The organism is Enterobacter sp. PGRG2, from assembly GCF_030291195.1.
Lineage (GTDB): Bacteria > Pseudomonadota > Gammaproteobacteria > Enterobacterales > Enterobacteriaceae > Enterobacter_D.
Genome location: NZ_CP127837.1, coordinates 3224117 through 3240101, shown reverse-complemented (window position 1 = coordinate 3240101; position 15985 = coordinate 3224117). Strand labels below are relative to the sequence as shown.

General features: G+C 53.6%; 14 protein-coding genes. 3 read left to right on the top strand and 11 right to left on the bottom strand.

From position 1 onward, the window contains the following. Positions 1–88: 88 nt before the first annotated feature. Together QRD42_RS14510 and QRD42_RS14505 are read right to left on the bottom strand one after the other, a co-directional pair. Complete coding sequence (locus tag QRD42_RS14510; RefSeq protein ID WP_321987455.1) at positions 89–382, bottom strand: helix-turn-helix transcriptional regulator; 294 nt, start codon at positions 380–382, stop codon at positions 89–91. Between the two features lie 238 nt (positions 383–620). Next, a complete protein-coding gene (locus QRD42_RS14505; RefSeq protein WP_072568451.1) occupies positions 621–944 on the bottom strand; it encodes a hypothetical protein in 324 nt (107 codons plus the stop codon). Between the two features lie 247 nt (positions 945–1191). On the opposite strand from QRD42_RS14505, the gene QRD42_RS14500 reads away from it, so the two are divergent. Next, positions 1192–1557 (top strand): hypothetical protein, encoded by a 366-nt coding sequence (locus QRD42_RS14500; protein WP_072568450.1) that lies wholly within the window; start codon positions 1192–1194, stop codon positions 1555–1557. Positions 1558–1567: 10 nt separating this feature from the next. Further along, positions 1568–3664 (top strand): pyrroloquinoline quinone-dependent dehydrogenase, encoded by a 2097-nt coding sequence (locus tag QRD42_RS14495; protein ID WP_321987454.1) that lies wholly within the window; start codon positions 1568–1570, stop codon positions 3662–3664. Positions 3665–3790: 126 nt separating this feature from the next. On the opposite strand, the gene cspA is transcribed toward QRD42_RS14495, so the two are convergent. From cspA to QRD42_RS14475, 4 genes are all read right to left on the bottom strand, one after another. Next, complete coding sequence (gene cspA, locus QRD42_RS14490; RefSeq protein WP_072568448.1) at positions 3791–4003, bottom strand: RNA chaperone/antiterminator CspA; 213 nt, start codon at positions 4001–4003, stop codon at positions 3791–3793. Between the two features lie 311 nt (positions 4004–4314). Further along, positions 4315–4581 (bottom strand): VF530 family DNA-binding protein, encoded by a 267-nt coding sequence (locus QRD42_RS14485; protein WP_072568447.1) that lies wholly within the window; start codon positions 4579–4581, stop codon positions 4315–4317. Positions 4582–4722: 141 nt separating this feature from the next. Next, entirely contained in the window at positions 4723–6000 is a 1278-nt protein-coding gene (locus tag QRD42_RS14480; RefSeq protein ID WP_072568446.1) for a PTS ascorbate transporter subunit IIC, read from the bottom strand. Between the two features lie 297 nt (positions 6001–6297). Next, a complete protein-coding gene (locus QRD42_RS14475; protein ID WP_321987453.1) occupies positions 6298–7857 on the bottom strand; it encodes a sensor domain-containing diguanylate cyclase in 1560 nt (519 codons plus the stop codon). A gap of 328 nt (positions 7858–8185) precedes the next feature. On the opposite strand from QRD42_RS14475, the gene QRD42_RS14470 reads away from it, so the two are divergent. Then, positions 8186–9754: a methyl-accepting chemotaxis protein gene (locus QRD42_RS14470; protein WP_321987452.1), complete on the top strand. Its 1569-nt coding sequence runs from the start codon at positions 8186–8188 to the stop codon at positions 9752–9754. Positions 9755–10080: 326 nt separating this feature from the next. Here QRD42_RS14470 and QRD42_RS14465 read toward each other — a convergent pair whose 3' ends face one another. The 5 genes from QRD42_RS14465 to QRD42_RS14445 all read right to left on the bottom strand — a co-directional run bounded on the left by QRD42_RS14465 (position 10081) and on the right by QRD42_RS14445 (position 15837). Continuing rightward, on the bottom strand, positions 10081–11532 hold the full coding sequence (locus QRD42_RS14465; protein WP_321987451.1) for a tagaturonate reductase: 1452 nt from the start codon (positions 11530–11532) through the stop codon (positions 10081–10083). Positions 11533–11632: 100 nt separating this feature from the next. Next, a complete protein-coding gene (locus QRD42_RS14460; RefSeq protein WP_321988769.1) occupies positions 11633–12175 on the bottom strand; it encodes a GNAT family N-acetyltransferase in 543 nt (180 codons plus the stop codon). 95 nt (positions 12176–12270) lie between these two features. After that, positions 12271–13230 carry a sensor domain-containing diguanylate cyclase gene (locus tag QRD42_RS14455; protein WP_321987450.1) on the bottom strand — a complete coding sequence of 320 codons (960 nt, stop codon included), beginning with the start codon at positions 13228–13230 and terminating at the stop codon, positions 12271–12273. A 53-nt stretch (positions 13231–13283) separates the two neighbouring features. Beyond that, positions 13284–14276, bottom strand: a complete 993-nt coding sequence (locus tag QRD42_RS14450) for a sensor domain-containing diguanylate cyclase (protein ID WP_318363125.1) — start codon at positions 14274–14276, stop codon at positions 13284–13286. 133 nt (positions 14277–14409) lie between these two features. Next, entirely contained in the window at positions 14410–15837 is a 1428-nt protein-coding gene (locus QRD42_RS14445) for a sensor domain-containing diguanylate cyclase (protein ID WP_321987449.1), read from the bottom strand. Positions 15838–15985: the final 148 nt, after the last annotated feature.

Here is a 15985-nt window from a genome sequence, read left to right as displayed (position 1 = left end):
TAAATCTTCCCCTTTGCTTTTCTCCCAGAATCCGACGTGGATGCCGTTCATCCATAGTGCTAAACGCGGCTTTCTCCTGCTCATATCGTTACCATTTCTCCTGCCGTGCAGGTGAATGTAAATCTGAATTTCCCTCCGCCTGCCTGTTCTCTGAGGCAGGGGTCGCTGAGGAAAGGCTGATTTCGACACCCAGGACGGAAAACACCTTAAACAGACGCTCTATGCTGGCGCTGGCAGGATTGGCCTCCAGACGGGCGTAAGTCTGCTGCGTTACGCCTAACCTTTCGGACACCTCTTTTTGCGTCAGGCCATGCGCTTTGCGAAAACCAAGGAGTAATGGACGCAGCTGGTTAAGCGTTTTTAACGGGTAAACATTTTTCATAATGAGGAGGCCACTTTAACGGGAGCTGATACAACTCTCAGGCTGTATTCTGAAGATACACCCTACAGGCTGTTTTATCAATATTACAGCCTGAAAGCTGTTAATGAAGGGATACGACTTTGAAGCGGTAAGACAATGAGATGACTTTGGAATATCGCCGCTCTACATTTAACATAATTACGCCCGCCTGGCGCGGACGTTCATTTCAGCATGCTGCACAGTTACCGGCGTTGACGCTTTACGCTGACGAAGCTGCGCCATCACCGGTTCCCTGGTTTTCCTGCCAGTGTGTTTTGCAGCGCTCTTTCGCTTCACCGGGGAGATCGCGTAGTTCTGGCAGGCCGTCACTGGATCCATAATCCATGGTAGACGACGCTGCTTTTTGCTCCTCCCGGGCCGCAAACTCAAGCGTTTCATCAAGTTTGATCCACTCGCCCTGATCTTGCCGGTAAATCAGCGCATAGGCAGGTCTTTGCTCATCATCGCCATAAATCTCATACTTCTGAGCGGTCGCACCATCATTGCCAAACTCCAGCGTATCAATAAGTATTGGATCAGCCATTACCTTCTCCTCTTTGCGTTAAGAGCTGAGATTTAAGTTTAGCTAAAGTTAACATTCCGGCACGCCTGCATCTTAAACCTTTATGATGAACCGCTGACCGGCAACTCCCAGATTTGAGCGCCCCATAAAAAAAACCATCTTCTATACTGAGTTACGTTCAGTGAACTTTGCCGCTGCGCATGTCAGCTGCAAAATTCACCGATACACCCTTGTTACTCTTTTTTTATTTTTGATGGGGACTTCCTGGATGTTACAAACTCAATCCTCGCGCACCGGCAGCTGGCTGCTGCTGCTGGCTGCCGTGATCGGCTTCGTCGTCGCGTTATATGCCTGGCTGACGCCGCTTACCGGCGTCACCGGTACTATCGGCGCACTGGGCGTGGCTATCGACTGTGTCGTGGTGGCGCTACTGGCCTTTGCTATACGTGCCGTATCCCGCCGCGGTATGCGCATTTTTCTGGTGATTATTACGCTGATCATGCTGGTCGGTATTGGTTTTGCAGCAGCGCTGCTGCACCAGTACATCATTACGGCCGCAATGGTAGTCGGTCTCATTGGTTTGATCATGATGAGCCGCAACCCTGCGCATCACAACCATCGCGTAAAAGTCTGAGGAATCGCCCGTGTATAACGATAAACACTATCCCTTAATGAAAGTCAGCATGACGGCGCTGGCGCTACTGGTCGCGCCCCTCTCCCTTCAGGCGCAGGACAAAGCCGCTGAAGCCTCGATGGGGACGCAGGAAAAAGTGAACGTGGACGCAGCGGATCAGCAAGATCCCGGCACCACAAAAACCACTGACGAGGCGTCTTCCGGTCAGTCAGACGGCAAAAAAGTTGAATCTGCCGGCAATCCGGCGACATCTCTGGTGCCGTCTTCCGCCACCTGGGACAGCTTCCACGGCCAGCTTAACGCCCAGAAATATAGCCCGCTGACGCAAATCACGGCGGAAAACGTCGGTAAACTGAAGAAAGTCTGGGAGTTCCATACCGGCGATGTGTCGGATGGCAAAGGCGATACGCCTGCCACCGTCTGGTCAGCCACGCCGATTTTCGCCAACGAAACGATCTATATCGGCACACCCTTTGATCGTCTGATTGCCCTGGATCCAGGCACCGGCAAAGAAAAGTGGCACTATGACACCAAATCTTCCCGCAAAGCGCTGACGCAGCCGGTACTGAAAAACCGTGGCGTCTCTTACTGGCAGGCAAAAAATCCGGTCGCCGGAGAGGCCTGTCAGAAGATCGTCTATATGGGTACGGTGGATGGCAAACTCTTTGCGCTGGACGCCGATTCCGGTAAGCCGTGCGAAGGCTTCGCTGATAAAGGCGTGCTGGATATTAATCAGTGGAACACGGTAAACGCCAAATATCCGCTCTCAATACTGCAACCGCCAACGGTCGTCGGTAATCATCTGCTGGTTGGCTGGGCCGGTAAAGACTGGGCCTATGCCGAAGCGCCTCCGGGCAGCGTGTTCTCATTTAATGCGCAGACCGGCGAGCGTGAATGGACCTTTGAAGCGATCCCGGAAGAAACCCGCAAACGTACCGGTACCGCCAACGTCTGGACGCACATGTCTGCCGATGAAGCCCATGGTCTGGTCTATCTGCCGGTCTCCTCTCCTTCCCCTAACTACTGGGGCGGTAACCGCGTCGATCCGATCCCGCTCGGCACTTCCACCACGGCGCTGGACATTAACACCGGTAAAGTGGTCTGGTCACGCCAGTGGGTGCATCATGATGTGTGGGATTATGATATCAACTCCGCGCCGACGCTGATGGATATCACCGTTAACGGCAAACAGATCCCGGCGCTGATCCAGGCGACCAAACAGGGCTTCCTGTTTGTGGTAAATCGTCTGACCGGCGAGGATGTCTGGCCAATTGAAGAGCGTCCGGTGCCGCAGGGCGATGGTTCGGTGCAGGGCGAAGTGCTTTCGCCAACGCAGCCGTTCCCGACCAAACCCGCCCCGCTGCTCGATCAATCGAAAAAACCGGAAATCTGGAAACTGGCGGATATGGTGGGCGCGGGCCAGTGCTCCCGTCTGTGGGATAACCTGACCTATGAAGGCATGTATACGCCGCCAACCACTAAAGGCGAAGGCGCCCTGACCTATCCGGACAGCGCCGGGGGCGTGCAATGGGGCGGCGTGGCATTCGATCCGCAAAAACAGATCGCCATCGTCAACACCTCCCATATTGTGCAGTATGTGAAGCTTTACAGCCGCGAAGATTACGATAAAGCGGATAAAGGTTCCGGTAACGAAAGCGGTTTCGCCCCGCAGGAAGGCGCGCCTTACGGTATGCGTCTGATGGTGGCGAATAACTGGCTGGGTATGCCGTGCTGGCAGCCGCCGTTCGGCGAAATCGTCGCGCTGGATATGCATACCGGTGATGTGAAATGGCGTCGTCCGGTTGGCGCGTCTCAGCAGTACGGCTTCTTTATGCCAGAAAGCTGGGGTTCACCGACTATCGGCGGTCCGGCTGTCACCGCTGGCGGCGTGGTCTTTATCGGCGCCTCGATGGATGCCAAAGTTCGCGCCTACTCGGTTGATAGCGGTGAAGAGCTGTGGTCGGATCAGGTGGAAGCCCCTGCGGTAGCGAACCCGTCGGTCTATGAATATAAAGGCCGTCAGTATGTGGCGTTCGTGGCAGGCGGGAATACTATCCTGAAGGATCAGGTTGGCGATCAGGTTGTGGTCTATGCACTGCCTGAATAATGGCGGATAAATCCCGCCGCTAAAATAATAAAAAACCCGCTCATGGCGGGTTTTTTTATCACGTTCACTTATCTGCTCAGGCCTGTGCCGTCATCGCTGTCGTAAGCGTCAGTGCGATTTTCGCTGTTAAAGCGCGGTAACGTTAGCCGCTGCCGGGCCTTTAGCGCCATTCTCAACAGAGAACTCAACTTTTTGGCCTTCATCCAGCGTCTTATAATCGTTACTCTGAATGGCGGAAAAATGTACGAATACATCTTTGCTGCCGTCGGCAGGAGTGATAAAGCCGAAACCTTTTTCAGAGTTAAACCATTTTACTAAACCAGTCATTTTATTAGACATAGATACTTCCTTTAATTATTTGAGCCACACGTCGTGGCGAACATGGCCTGTTGCAGATGATGACTTATTGGGCGCTTAGGAGGAGGCTCATGCAGAAGAGTATCTTTGGATAACGCTTGAAATGAGGACTGCTTTACTAAAACTGCTTTCATAAGGTCTGTATGCCAAACCGATGACGCATAGTGGACTGTTAAGGATTAATAAGCAAGATTACTTTTGTCAGTGATTTGAAAAGGGAATTTACAAATGCGCCATACCGAGCTGTTATCAGCCCCGACCGGCACGGTCAGGGCATGCGGTATATGGTCGCCCTACTTCCATTTAGCCCAGGGATCTTCCCCAGGCGATGCTACGCTTTTTTCACCCAGCGTGCTGACGTACAAATCTTCCACCTCTTTGCGCGCCCAGGGCGTGCGGCGCAAGAATTTCAGGCTTGATTTGATACTCGGATCTTTTTTAAAACAGTTGATATTGATGCGCGCGGCCAGTTCTTCCCAGCCAAAACGGGCGACCAGATCGGTCAGTAAGGCTTCAAGTGTGACGCCGTGCAGCGGGTCTTTGGAAACATGCTCTGCCATGGTGATCCCGAAGAAAGAAAAAATCCTGCTCACCATACTGTCCGGCGCGGCGTAATGCAATTGTTGCGCAAGGCACGCACGGGTTAAAGCGTGGCAACAGGATGCAGAAAACCGGAGGAGCCTGCTCCCCCGGTTTTTGGTTTAGCTGAATAACCGCAGCAGGTAATCAAGAATCAATGACGGCAGCGTAAAGTCCGGATCCGCAAAGGTTACGCCTTTCGCGCCCAGCTGCGAGAAGATAGGCAACGTCAGCGCCGGTAATACGCACAGCAGTAATCCGTTAATGCTGCTGGCGATCACCGCGCCACGGAATCCCCCGGTGGCATTACCAAAGATAGCCGCCGCACCGCCGGTGATGAAGCTTGCCATGATCCCCGGCACGATAATCGGCAGGCCGATAAAGGGGAACAGGAAGATACAGACCAGCTCAACCGCAAAGCTGATGAGGAAGCCAATCAGCGTGGCGTTTGGCGCTTTGGTGAATAACACCATCACATCCACCGCCGGGACGGCCCCAGGCGCAAATACGCGGGCAAAACCTTTGAAGGCCGGGACGATCTCTGCGGTAAATAAATTTACCCCGGCTTTAGCCAGATACAGGCCGCAGGCAAATGTCGCCGACTGCTCCAGCACAAAGATAACCACGTTCTTATCCCCTGCCCCTGCGCCATACACCACGGTCATGGCATCCTTAATCTGCGGCTGGGTGGCAAAAATACAGGAGATCAGCAGCAGCACCAACATTGTTAACAAGGTTGCAATATTTGGCTCACGAATAAAATCAAATTTATTGCTGATATTTAAATGTTCGGTATCGCTATTTTTATTACCGAACCATTTCCCCATATAAGAGCCAATAACATAAGAAGAAATAGCCGCATGAGAAATAGCGTATTCATTGGAACCGATGATTTCACGGCTAAAGCGGCTCAGGATAAATGGCGATACCGCCATATAGGTGCCGATAAGCAGCGAGGCAATGATAATCATCATGGTATGACTGAAACCGAACTGCATCAGCACCGCGGTGATGGCAAATGCCATAAACAACACCAGATGCAGCGACAGGTAAATGTATTTACAACGGGTAAAACGGGCAAGCAGTATATTTAAAATCATGGAAAACAACAGGATAAGCGCAGCGATTGAGCCCAGCTTATCAATGGTAGCCGCCATGATGGCTTCGTTGCTGGGCACCACCCCAACGATGTTAAAGGCATTAGAAAACAGCGAGCTAAAAGCCGTCAGCACTTTCATTAAGATGCTGCCGCCCACTTTGATCATCGTAAAACCAATAAAAGATAAAAAGGTTCCTGTAATTAAACGGGAAATTGAGGCTTTTTGAAATAACAATCCCAGAAAGGCGACGATTGCTATGATAACGGCGGGCGTTTTAACAAGCCCTAAAAGTATATCCATTATTCTCATCCCAGTAGGTACGACTGATTACACCATTATTTTTGGGTTTCCATGCAAAGAACCCGCCGGGATACTAGCACTGCCGATTGTCGCAGATCTGCTAGCCACATCACAGTTGAAATAATATATATATTAAATTAAAACAATATTTCATTTACAGATGGTGCTGGTTGTTGGGATATTTAGGCAGGATGGTTAAACTATTGTTACGCCCACTGAGGTTTTATTGAAGGGCTATAAAACGTCGCCCAAAAAAAAGCATGCCGTCGGGCATGCTTTTTCGGGGTAAGAAAATGTTTATGGCGCTGGCGACACCACAAAAGCACGATCGCGGCCTTTGATTTTCGCGGCGTACAGCGCAGAATCTGCGCCCTCTTTTATCATCCGCGCATCGTCATCAGTGCCGGTGCCCGTCATGCTGAAGCAGCCCGCGCTGATGGTCACCACTTTCCGCCCCGTGGAGGAATGCTCGTGTTTAATATGCGCATAGCGCACCGCATCCACCGCATTTTGCGCCAGCATAAAGGCTTCGCGAAGATCGGTCTCCGGCAGGACGATAGCGAATTCTTCGCCGCCGTAACGGGCGATCAAATCACTCTGCCGCAGATTCAGCTTCATCAGTATTTCGCCAACCTGACGCAAACAGTTATCGCCCGCTACGTGGCCGTAGTGATCGTTGTAGCGTTTAAAGAAATCGATATCGATCATGATCAGCGACACGGGCCGTTGCGTATGCACCGACGTTTTCAGCGCCTGGGCAAGGAACAGATCAAACTGGCGACGGTTCGCCAGCCCCGTCAGGCCATCCGCCAGTGCCATGGTCTGTAAGGTGTGGTTGATGCTGGTCAGCTCATCCCGCAGCATAGTCAGCTCCGCCTGATCGCGTACGTTGCGTCTCACCTGGCGGAAAACCAGCGCCCCCATAATGACCGTGCCCAGCAACAGCATCGCGTTGAGGATGATATCCGGTAGGCTTTCCGTGAGCCAGCTTTGCCACAGCGCCGGTTTGTCATACCCCGCCGCCACAACCAGCGGGAATCGTTCCAGGCGCGCGTAGCCATAAATCCGTTCTACTTTATCGAGCGCTGACAGCCAGGTGGCGTTGCCGCGATCGTGTTTCGGGAGTTCACGGGTAAATAACGGGCTGACAGAGAGATTGCGGTTAATGACGTTGTCATCAAATGGCCGGGCATAGAGCGCCGTGCCGTCGGTGCTCAGCAGCGCTAACAGATCGCGCGGCCCCAGCTCGAAGTAATTATAGAAGTGACGGAAATAGTCGAGTTTCACGGTGGCCAGCGCCACGCCGGCAAAGCCGCCGTAGGCGTCATTAATGCGCAGCGACACCGGAATAATCAGATCCCCGGTCGAACGGCTGCGGATCACATGCCCGATGTGCACGCTGCCGTGTCCGTTAGCGCGGTGATAAACAAAATATTCCCGATCGGCATTATTGGTAATGGCAGGCAGCTTGCCAAAAGAGGTCACGCGCATAAAACCCTGGGCGTCATAGACGAACAGGCCATGCAGCTGTGGCAGGCGCTCTTTGATATCGGCCAGAAAGCGGTTAAATTTAACCGGATCCATACCGGTGATCCCGCTTTGCGGCACGTTACGACGGATATCACGCAGCGCCAGTTCCGCCTGTACGAAGGTATCTTCCGCCTGACGAGCCTGCGACACCGAAAGGTTGATTGCGCTGCGCTCCGTCTCTTTGATGGCGCGCTCCCAGGAACGGTTCAGCGTCCAGGCGCTGGTGGCGATGCCTGCGATTAGCAATCCGCTCATAAACAAGGTAATGCTGCGCCCCAGCGAAGAGTTGAGCGACAACGCACCCGCGATGTATTTACCGAAGTTCACCGTTCCTCCTGCGCCCCGTCCTTTCTTTCAGTAAAGCACATAATGCAATGATTCATTAAAAGAATAAGGCGACATAATGCGCACCGCTATGCGCCAGTCAGAGCATGACCGCCCTGCCTGCGGCAAAATCTGCCCGAGTATCCGGGGCGCTTTAGGGCAAATTTATCACAGCAAAAATACATATTTAAAACATCGCATTAAAGTATTTACACGCCTGATTTACACCAGAAATTAAATAGATGGTTATGTGATGAGGATCAACTTACGGAATCAATATTTTTAAGGTTATGCCGTTAATAGCATTACCTTTTATCACTAAGTTACTCCTATGAAAAAATATGCACAGTCAACGGTCTTAACCAAATTATTAACCGGCTTTTCAATTCTGATTGCCATGATGTTGTTACTCGGTGTGGTGGCTATTTATCAGCTCAACGTCAGTAATGAGAATATTGATGCTTTTCGCGATAATCGCATGCCGGGGGTGCGTTCTTCCCTTGAAATGCGTGGCGTGTTATCGGAAATGCGCTTACAGCAGATCCAGTACATCAGCTCCACAACGCCCGCCGAGCGGGAAAAACATCGCCTTGAGCTGCTGCAAAATCAGGATATTTTTCTCAATGCGCAGCAGCGCTATGCCCGTCTGACGTCCCATATGACGCCGGACATGCAGGCGCTGTTTTCTCAGGTGGTCAATAACTTCACACAATTTGTCGATGTGAATGCAAAAGTTATTGAGGCGGTAAATGCAGAACGTTTGCAGGAGGCCAGCCAAATAAGCGGCGCGGTGTCGGCGAAATATCGCACACAGCTGATGAAAGATTTAGCCACGCTGGTGGATATGGAAATAGCCATTGGCGATCGGGCCAGTCAACAAGCCGCCGACGGATATAAACAGGCGTTGTCTTTGCTGTGCGGTTTATTGATCCTCGCACTGATAGCCACCGGTATTATCGCCGCCTGGATTTCCCGTAACCTTGCCCGGCAACTGGGCGGCGAACCGGGTTATGCGGTGGAAATTATGCAGCAAATTGCCGCCGGTAAGCTGGCCACTCAAATTAATCTGAAAGAGCAGGATCAGCACAGTCTGCTGGCGACGATTAAATTTATGAATGGCAAGCTGGCGGAAATTATTCACGGCATCATCAACGGCAGCGAGTCTATCTCCCATGCCGCCAGTGAGATCGCCATGGGCAACAGCGATCTGTCACAGCGCACCGAAGAACAGGCCGCCTCGCTGGTACAGACCTCTGCGAACATGCAGCAGATCACCGAGAACGTGAAAAGCAACGCCGAGAACGCCTACAAAGCCAGCGAGCTGGCGCGGCAGACCTCGCAAACCGCCGTCAAAGGCGGAAAGGAAGTCCAGGATATGCTCCAGCGGATGCATCAAATTGCCGACAGTTCACAAAAAATTGTCGATATTATCTCCGTGATCGAGGGCATCGCTTTCCAGACTAATATTCTGGCGCTCAATGCCGCCGTGGAAGCTGCGCGGGCCGGAGAACAAGGCAAAGGCTTTGCGGTGGTGGCTGGTGAAGTGCGAAATCTGGCGCAGAAAAGCGCCGAAGCGGCAAAAGAGATCAAAACGCTGATCGATGGCACGGTAGAGAAAATCACCGAAGGGTCGCGCTATGCGGACACGGCCAGCCGGGCCATGGAAGACATCGTCAATTCGGTGAACAAAGTGACCAGCATTGTGGCGGAGATCTCCTCGGCATCCCATGAGCAGCACCAGGGTATCCGCGAAATCAGCGTTGCCATTGACCAGATGGATCAGGTGACGCAGCAGAATGCCGCGCTGGTTGAACAGGCTGCGGTGGCCGCCCTTTCCATGACTGAGCAAAGTGAACAGTTGCGCCATTCGGTGCGCTTCTTCCAGCTCTCGGCCAGCTAACGCATCAAGGGGGCGCAGGCCCCCTTTCATGATCAGGGTAAATCGGTAACAAGAGAGAGGTCGTAAGCTGTGGCGAATACCGCAACGCAGGCGACCAGCACCACTATCATCTGAACGATTCTTTCCATTGCGCGTTCCTCCTCTGTTCAGGACTCATCTTAGGGCCAATGCAACCGAAATGCTAAGTAAATGTCGCGCAATTGTTTCATTGCGAGGCGATTACGTCGCTGAAGCCACAGTTCATTGAACTAAAGAGAAAATGTATGTTGTAACTATAGAATGAGAAGTAAAAACCCGGCCGCAGCCGGGTCATTGTTAACCGGTTATCAGCACAGCGGCTTAACCGCCTCGCGCATACCACGTAACAGGATGGCGTCCAGATCCAGCGACACCTGCTCGACCAGACCTGATACCTGCGTCAAATCCTGCTCCCAGTGATCGGTAACGGACAACACGGCTTTGACCAGTTCGCTGGTGCTCAGTTGGCGATCGCCATGCTGCGCCCACAGTTGCTGATAACGCTCGATCCAGTGGGCATCATCCTGCACCGGATAGGTTTCGCCGTCACGCTCGCCGCGATAAAAGGCAATCAGCGCCGCCAGCGCAAAGGTCAGGCGCGCCGGGAGTTTACCGCTGGCCTTCTGCCCTGCCAGCAGCTGCGGCAGAATACGCGTGCGGAATTTCGTCATGCCGTTCAGGGCGATCGACAGCAGCTGATGTCTGATATAGGGGTTGCGGAAGCGTCCGGTAACGGCGCTGGCAAAGGTTTCCAGTTCATCGCGCGGCAGATCCAGCACCGGAATGATCTCTTCATAAATGGCCTTCTCCACGAAGGCACAAATCTGGCTGTCGTTCATCGCCTCCCCTACGGTGTCGATGCCCGCCAGGTAGGCCACCGGCACCAGAGCGGTATGCGCGCCGTTAAGGATCGCCACTTTGCGCTCTTTGTAAGGTTTGATGTCATCAACAATCAGCACGTTGAGCGGGAATTTATCCAGGCGCAGTTCAGACGCCAGTGATTTCGGACCCTGAATCACAAACAGGTAGAAATGCTCGGCGGTATCGAGGAAAGCATCGTGATAGCCCAGCTCTGCTTCGATGCTGGCCACTTCATCACGGGGATAACCGGTCACGATGCGGTCCACCAGGGTGGAGCAGAAGGCATTGGCGTTGTCCAGCCACTGCACAAAAGCGGTCGGTAACGCCCACTCCTGCGCATAACGCAGCACCAGTTCACGCAGCGCGTCGCCGTTATAGTCAATCAGTTCACAGGGAACGATCACCCAGCCTTTATCCGCCGCGCCGTTAAAGTGGCTGAAACGTTCGAACAGCAGGCGCGTCAGCTTCGCCGGATAGCTGACCGCAGGCGCATCTTCAAACTTGTCGCCCGCATGGTAGCTGATGCCCGCTTCGGTGGTGTTAGAGAACACAAAACGAATGTCCGGGTTGTGCGCCAGCTTCAGGAACTCATCGTACTGCGTGTAAACGCTAATTTCGCGGTTCACGGAACGGATCAGACGCGCATCGCTGACGGCTTCGCCCTCGTCATTCAGACCACGAATGATGGTGGTATACAGCCCATCCTGCGTGCTCAGCGACGGCGGAAAATCACTCTGGATCGGACGAACAATCACAATACCGGCGTCGAGGTCGGTATTTTCGTTCAGCAGATCGATTTGCCAGTCAACGAATGCGCGCAGGAAATTCCCTTCGCCGAACTGAATAATACGTTCCGGGTATTGGGCTCCGGGAAAATCGCGACGATTGATCGTTTTCACAATGGGTTCCTTATTGATTAGTCATACAACCTGGGAAGATTGGTGTGATAACTTACCAGACTTTACGACCATGAAACCCTGTTTTGATCAATTGCAGTCGTTAAATTGCGTCGGATGTTAAATTCTTATAAAAAATTGTCGTCCCCGTCACAGTTCCGTCCGGCATCTGAGCATAGCCGGGGATTTCACCCACGCGTTCCCAGCCGCTGCGGGAATAGAAAAACTCCGCGTCGCTGCCTGTGGCGGTGTCGAGAACCAGCAGGGTTTTGCCATTTTTCTTAGCAATATCATCAAGATTATCCATCAACTGCCGCGCCACGCCCTTGCGGCGTGCAGATTGGTGAACCAAAAGTTTGGCGACATCGGCGCGGTGCGGCTGATTGGGGGGTTGATCCAGGATAATCTGTGCCGTGCCGATGATGCGAAAGTCGGCATTCTCAGCAATCAGCACGGCGCGTTCGCCGCGTCCCACGCTTTCCGCCACGCCCTGCCAGAAGTGCATGGCCGTGTCGCGGGTGATGGGCAGCATAAAGCTGACGGACGCCCCGCCGCGCACGCAGTCTTCGAGCACGTCACAGAGTTCGTCAATTCGCTGGATAATTTCATCGCGCCCGAGCGGGCGGCAGAGGACAGTAGTGATCATCATGTTTTCCTTTTCAAAATGATCACTATGCTGATAACAAATATTTAACGCAACGGCGCTGCGATAGCGTTTTCTTATGGCTACCAATCAACGTGCTAACGGTTTTTCTCTTTCATGGCGTACATCCGATCGTCCGCCGTTTTCAGCCAGCTTTTCATATCCGGCATCGCCTGGTGATCGTATTCGCTCAGCCCCCAGGAGAACGACAGTTTCCAGGGCTTTTGTGAGGACGCATTAAAGGCTTCCGCCTGCTCAACCAGGTGCGTCATCGCCACCCAGGCGCCGTCTTCGCTGGTATCGGAGAAGAGCACCGCAAATTCATCCCCGCCAAAGCGCACCAGTAAATCTGCCTCGCGGAAGCTCTCGCGCAACAGATTTGCCACTGCCTTCAGGGCATTGTCGCCCTCCTCATGGCCCCAGGTATCGTTGATGTATTTGAAGCGGTTCAGATCGATCCACGCCAGGGTTAACGGCTCCGCCCGACGCCGGGCGGCGGTAATGGCGAATTTCGCGAGGTTTTCAAAGCCACGGCGGTTATACAACCCGGTCAGCTCGTCGGTGGTGGCCACGCTGATGGTGGCGAACTCATCCTCCACGATGGCGGCGAAATCTTTCAGTACCGCAAGTTCCGCAGGGGTAAATTCCCGCGGCTGACGATCGATAATGCAGAACGAGCCGACGTTGGATCCATCCGGCACGCGCAGCGGATAACCGGCGTAGAAGCGGATGAAAGGCTCGCCGGTGACCAGCGGGTTTTCACTAAAACGTGGATCCTGAAGCGCATCCGCCACCACCATCGGCATATCGCTGAGAATGACGTGACCGCAAAAGGAGATTTTCCGCTCCACCCGGCCATCGGGGATGCCGTCGCAGGAGATAAAGTGCAGCGCATCAGCCCCCACCAGACTTACCAGCGCGATGGGCACATTAAACATTCTTTTCGCAAGACGGGTCAGCCTGTCGAAGCGTTCCCGGGAAGCCGTTTCCAGCAAACCGGACTCGTGCAGCGAGGCCATCCTTTGCGATTCATTTGGGGGGATTTCAGGGTGTTTCATAACGCACTCTTCTCGCCAGACATGCATAAAGTCTAGTTCATTCAGCGCGTTTGTCAGTGACAGTAGATCTGGTTCTTGCCTTCACGCTTGGCGCGGTAAAGCGCATCGTCGGCGGCTTTCAGCCAGTCTGTGACGTCGTCCATCGCCGGGGTGGCGCTGGCGATGCCGATACTCAGGGTCGTGCGGAATGAAATATCCGCGCCAATGGTCATCACCGACGCGCCGTCCATAATGCGCGTGGCCACGATATAAGCTTCGTCCAGGGTGGTATCCGGCAGCAGGATGACAAACTCATCGCCGCCCAGCCGCGCCGGGGTATCGGTTTGCCGCGTTGCCGCGTGCAGGATTTTCGAGACAGTCACCAGCAGCGCATCGCCGACTTTATGCCCGAATCGATCGTTTACCTCTTTGAAGTTATCAATATCAATGAACATCAGAATTGAGCTGCGGCAACGCTGACTGAGGGTGTCCAGTTCATGGGTAATACGTTTTTCCAGCAGGCGACGGTTCGCAATATCCAACAGCGGATCCATCATGGCGATGCGCTCCAGCTCGCGGCTTTTCAGCCGCAGCTTGCGGCTAATGGCGTCGGTCAGCACGCTCAGCGCCAGCATATAAATCGCCACCAGCGGCAGCGTGGCGAACATGGTGCGCTGGGAAACCTGCGGTTCAAAAGGCATACCGCTTATCAGCCAGGCGAACAGGCCGGTTGCCACCAGCGCGATGGCGGCTTTCCGCAGCAGTTTCAGGCCGCCCGCCGCCAGCCTGTCCGACAGCAGAATAGTGGCGATCACCACCGATGGCAGCGGATTCAGCGCCATCATGGCGATCCAGAAACCGCCCGCTCCGGCATCCAGCAGCAGATTTTGATGTTCGGTATTGTGCGGCGTGGCAGAACGCCGGGCGCGCAGAAACGCCAGGCCGGGCCAGACAAACGCGTTGACGCCCAGCAGCACCATCAGCCACAGCGGTTGATGATGTTCCACCAGCACGGAGAGAACAGGGAAAAAACAGAGTAGCGTACCGAGCATACGCATCAGATACATGCGGCGAACAAATCGCAGACCAGTCACCCTGGCGTTAATATTCAGTTTGTCCGATCCGTTCATGCCGCATGTCTCACCAGGTTTACCCGGCCATATTATTGACGCCGAAAATACCTGGCAAGTTATTTAACAGTCATATCAATAAAGTCTGCGAACCGCCCTGCGCGCTGACGCGATTACGCCCGGCCTTTTTTGACTGATAGAGATATTCATCGGCTTCATTAAGCAGACGATTAAAGGTTTCGGTGCGCTGCCAGAATTCGCTCACCGCATGACTCAGCCCGATACTGACGGTCAGCGAGAGCGTCTGTTGCCGCCAGCGAAAACGATGCTGCTCGATACTCTGACGGATGGTTTCCGCCAGTTGCAGCGCCTGCTGCTCATCCGGCACGCTGGCGATCACCGCAAACTCCTCCCCGCCCATCCGCGCCACGTTACCGGCATTACCCACCACCTGTTGCACTTTCTGCGCTACAGCAGAGAGGATCTTATCCCCGCATTCGTGACCATAGTTATCATTAATGGTTTTGAAGTAATCAATATCCAGCAGCATCACCGACATCGGGCGCGGGGCATGGTTAATTTTCTCCTGTTGACGCAGGAGTTCATACAGACCAGAGCGGGAATAGACCTGGGTGAGGAAATCGAAATCGGCGCGCAGCGATACCTGCTTCATTAACGCATTAATGGCATTCACGCTGACTGATACCATAATCGGGCAGATGGTCATGGTGGCGATCCCCAGACGCGCAGAAAACATCTGCGAGGTATGCAGTTTCGCGGACATGGAAATATTAATGATGGAGTTAGCCACCAGTATGATTTCCGCCGCGCCGGTGATCAGCGTCAGCAGCGCCGTGGTCAGCAGAGAATAACGCACCGCGCACCAGATCAGCGCTGGCAGCGGAAACGCCAGGCTGCCCGCCCCGCCAATCACCACCGAGGCGACAATGCTCAGGGCCAGCGCTATCAGCGGCAGCAGGTGCTGCACCTTAAACGGACGGCTCAGCCCCGGCCAGGAGAACGCCAGAATACAGGGCAGGATCATCACCCCGGTGGAGAACTGCTCGCTGAACCAGTCGGCAAACAGCGGCCAGAACGCCTGAGTGTCAATACCCAGCGAACCAAAAGTCCCGCACAAGGCACACAGCACCGAGGCCAGCAGACAGTAATTAAACAGCCGCAGGGCGACAGAGAGCGCTTCCGACTGCACGGGGACATGCTTGTCCCGCTGGACCAGCAGCGCAAAGGTGAGAATAAACACCATATTGGAGAAGTTAATCACAAACGACGCCGGGCCCCAGTCGGTGGTCATCCCGTCGTAGAGCATCATCGCGGTATAACAGATGGCGTAATTATGCAGGCGATTAAGCCAGGCGAAACGGGCAAAAATACCGGCCATCACCGCATTCAGCGGCCAGAACAGCGACAGCTCTTCCACCAGCCGCAGCATCGCGCCAATGGCGTAAAACAGCGTGGTGATCAGGAATATACAGACAGCGTTACGCAGCGGTTTATCTTCACGGAACAAACGAAAAGGCGTCATCAAATCAGGGCGCATTAAATAAGTATTCCAGACAATCGCACAGGGCGAGCATAAGGTCAGAAAAAATGGTACAGGAGCTTAACATGTCCTTTACCATCTTAATCATCTGACGCTTAATATTATCCGGGCTTATCTCTGCCGATCAGTAGACGGAACGCCCCAT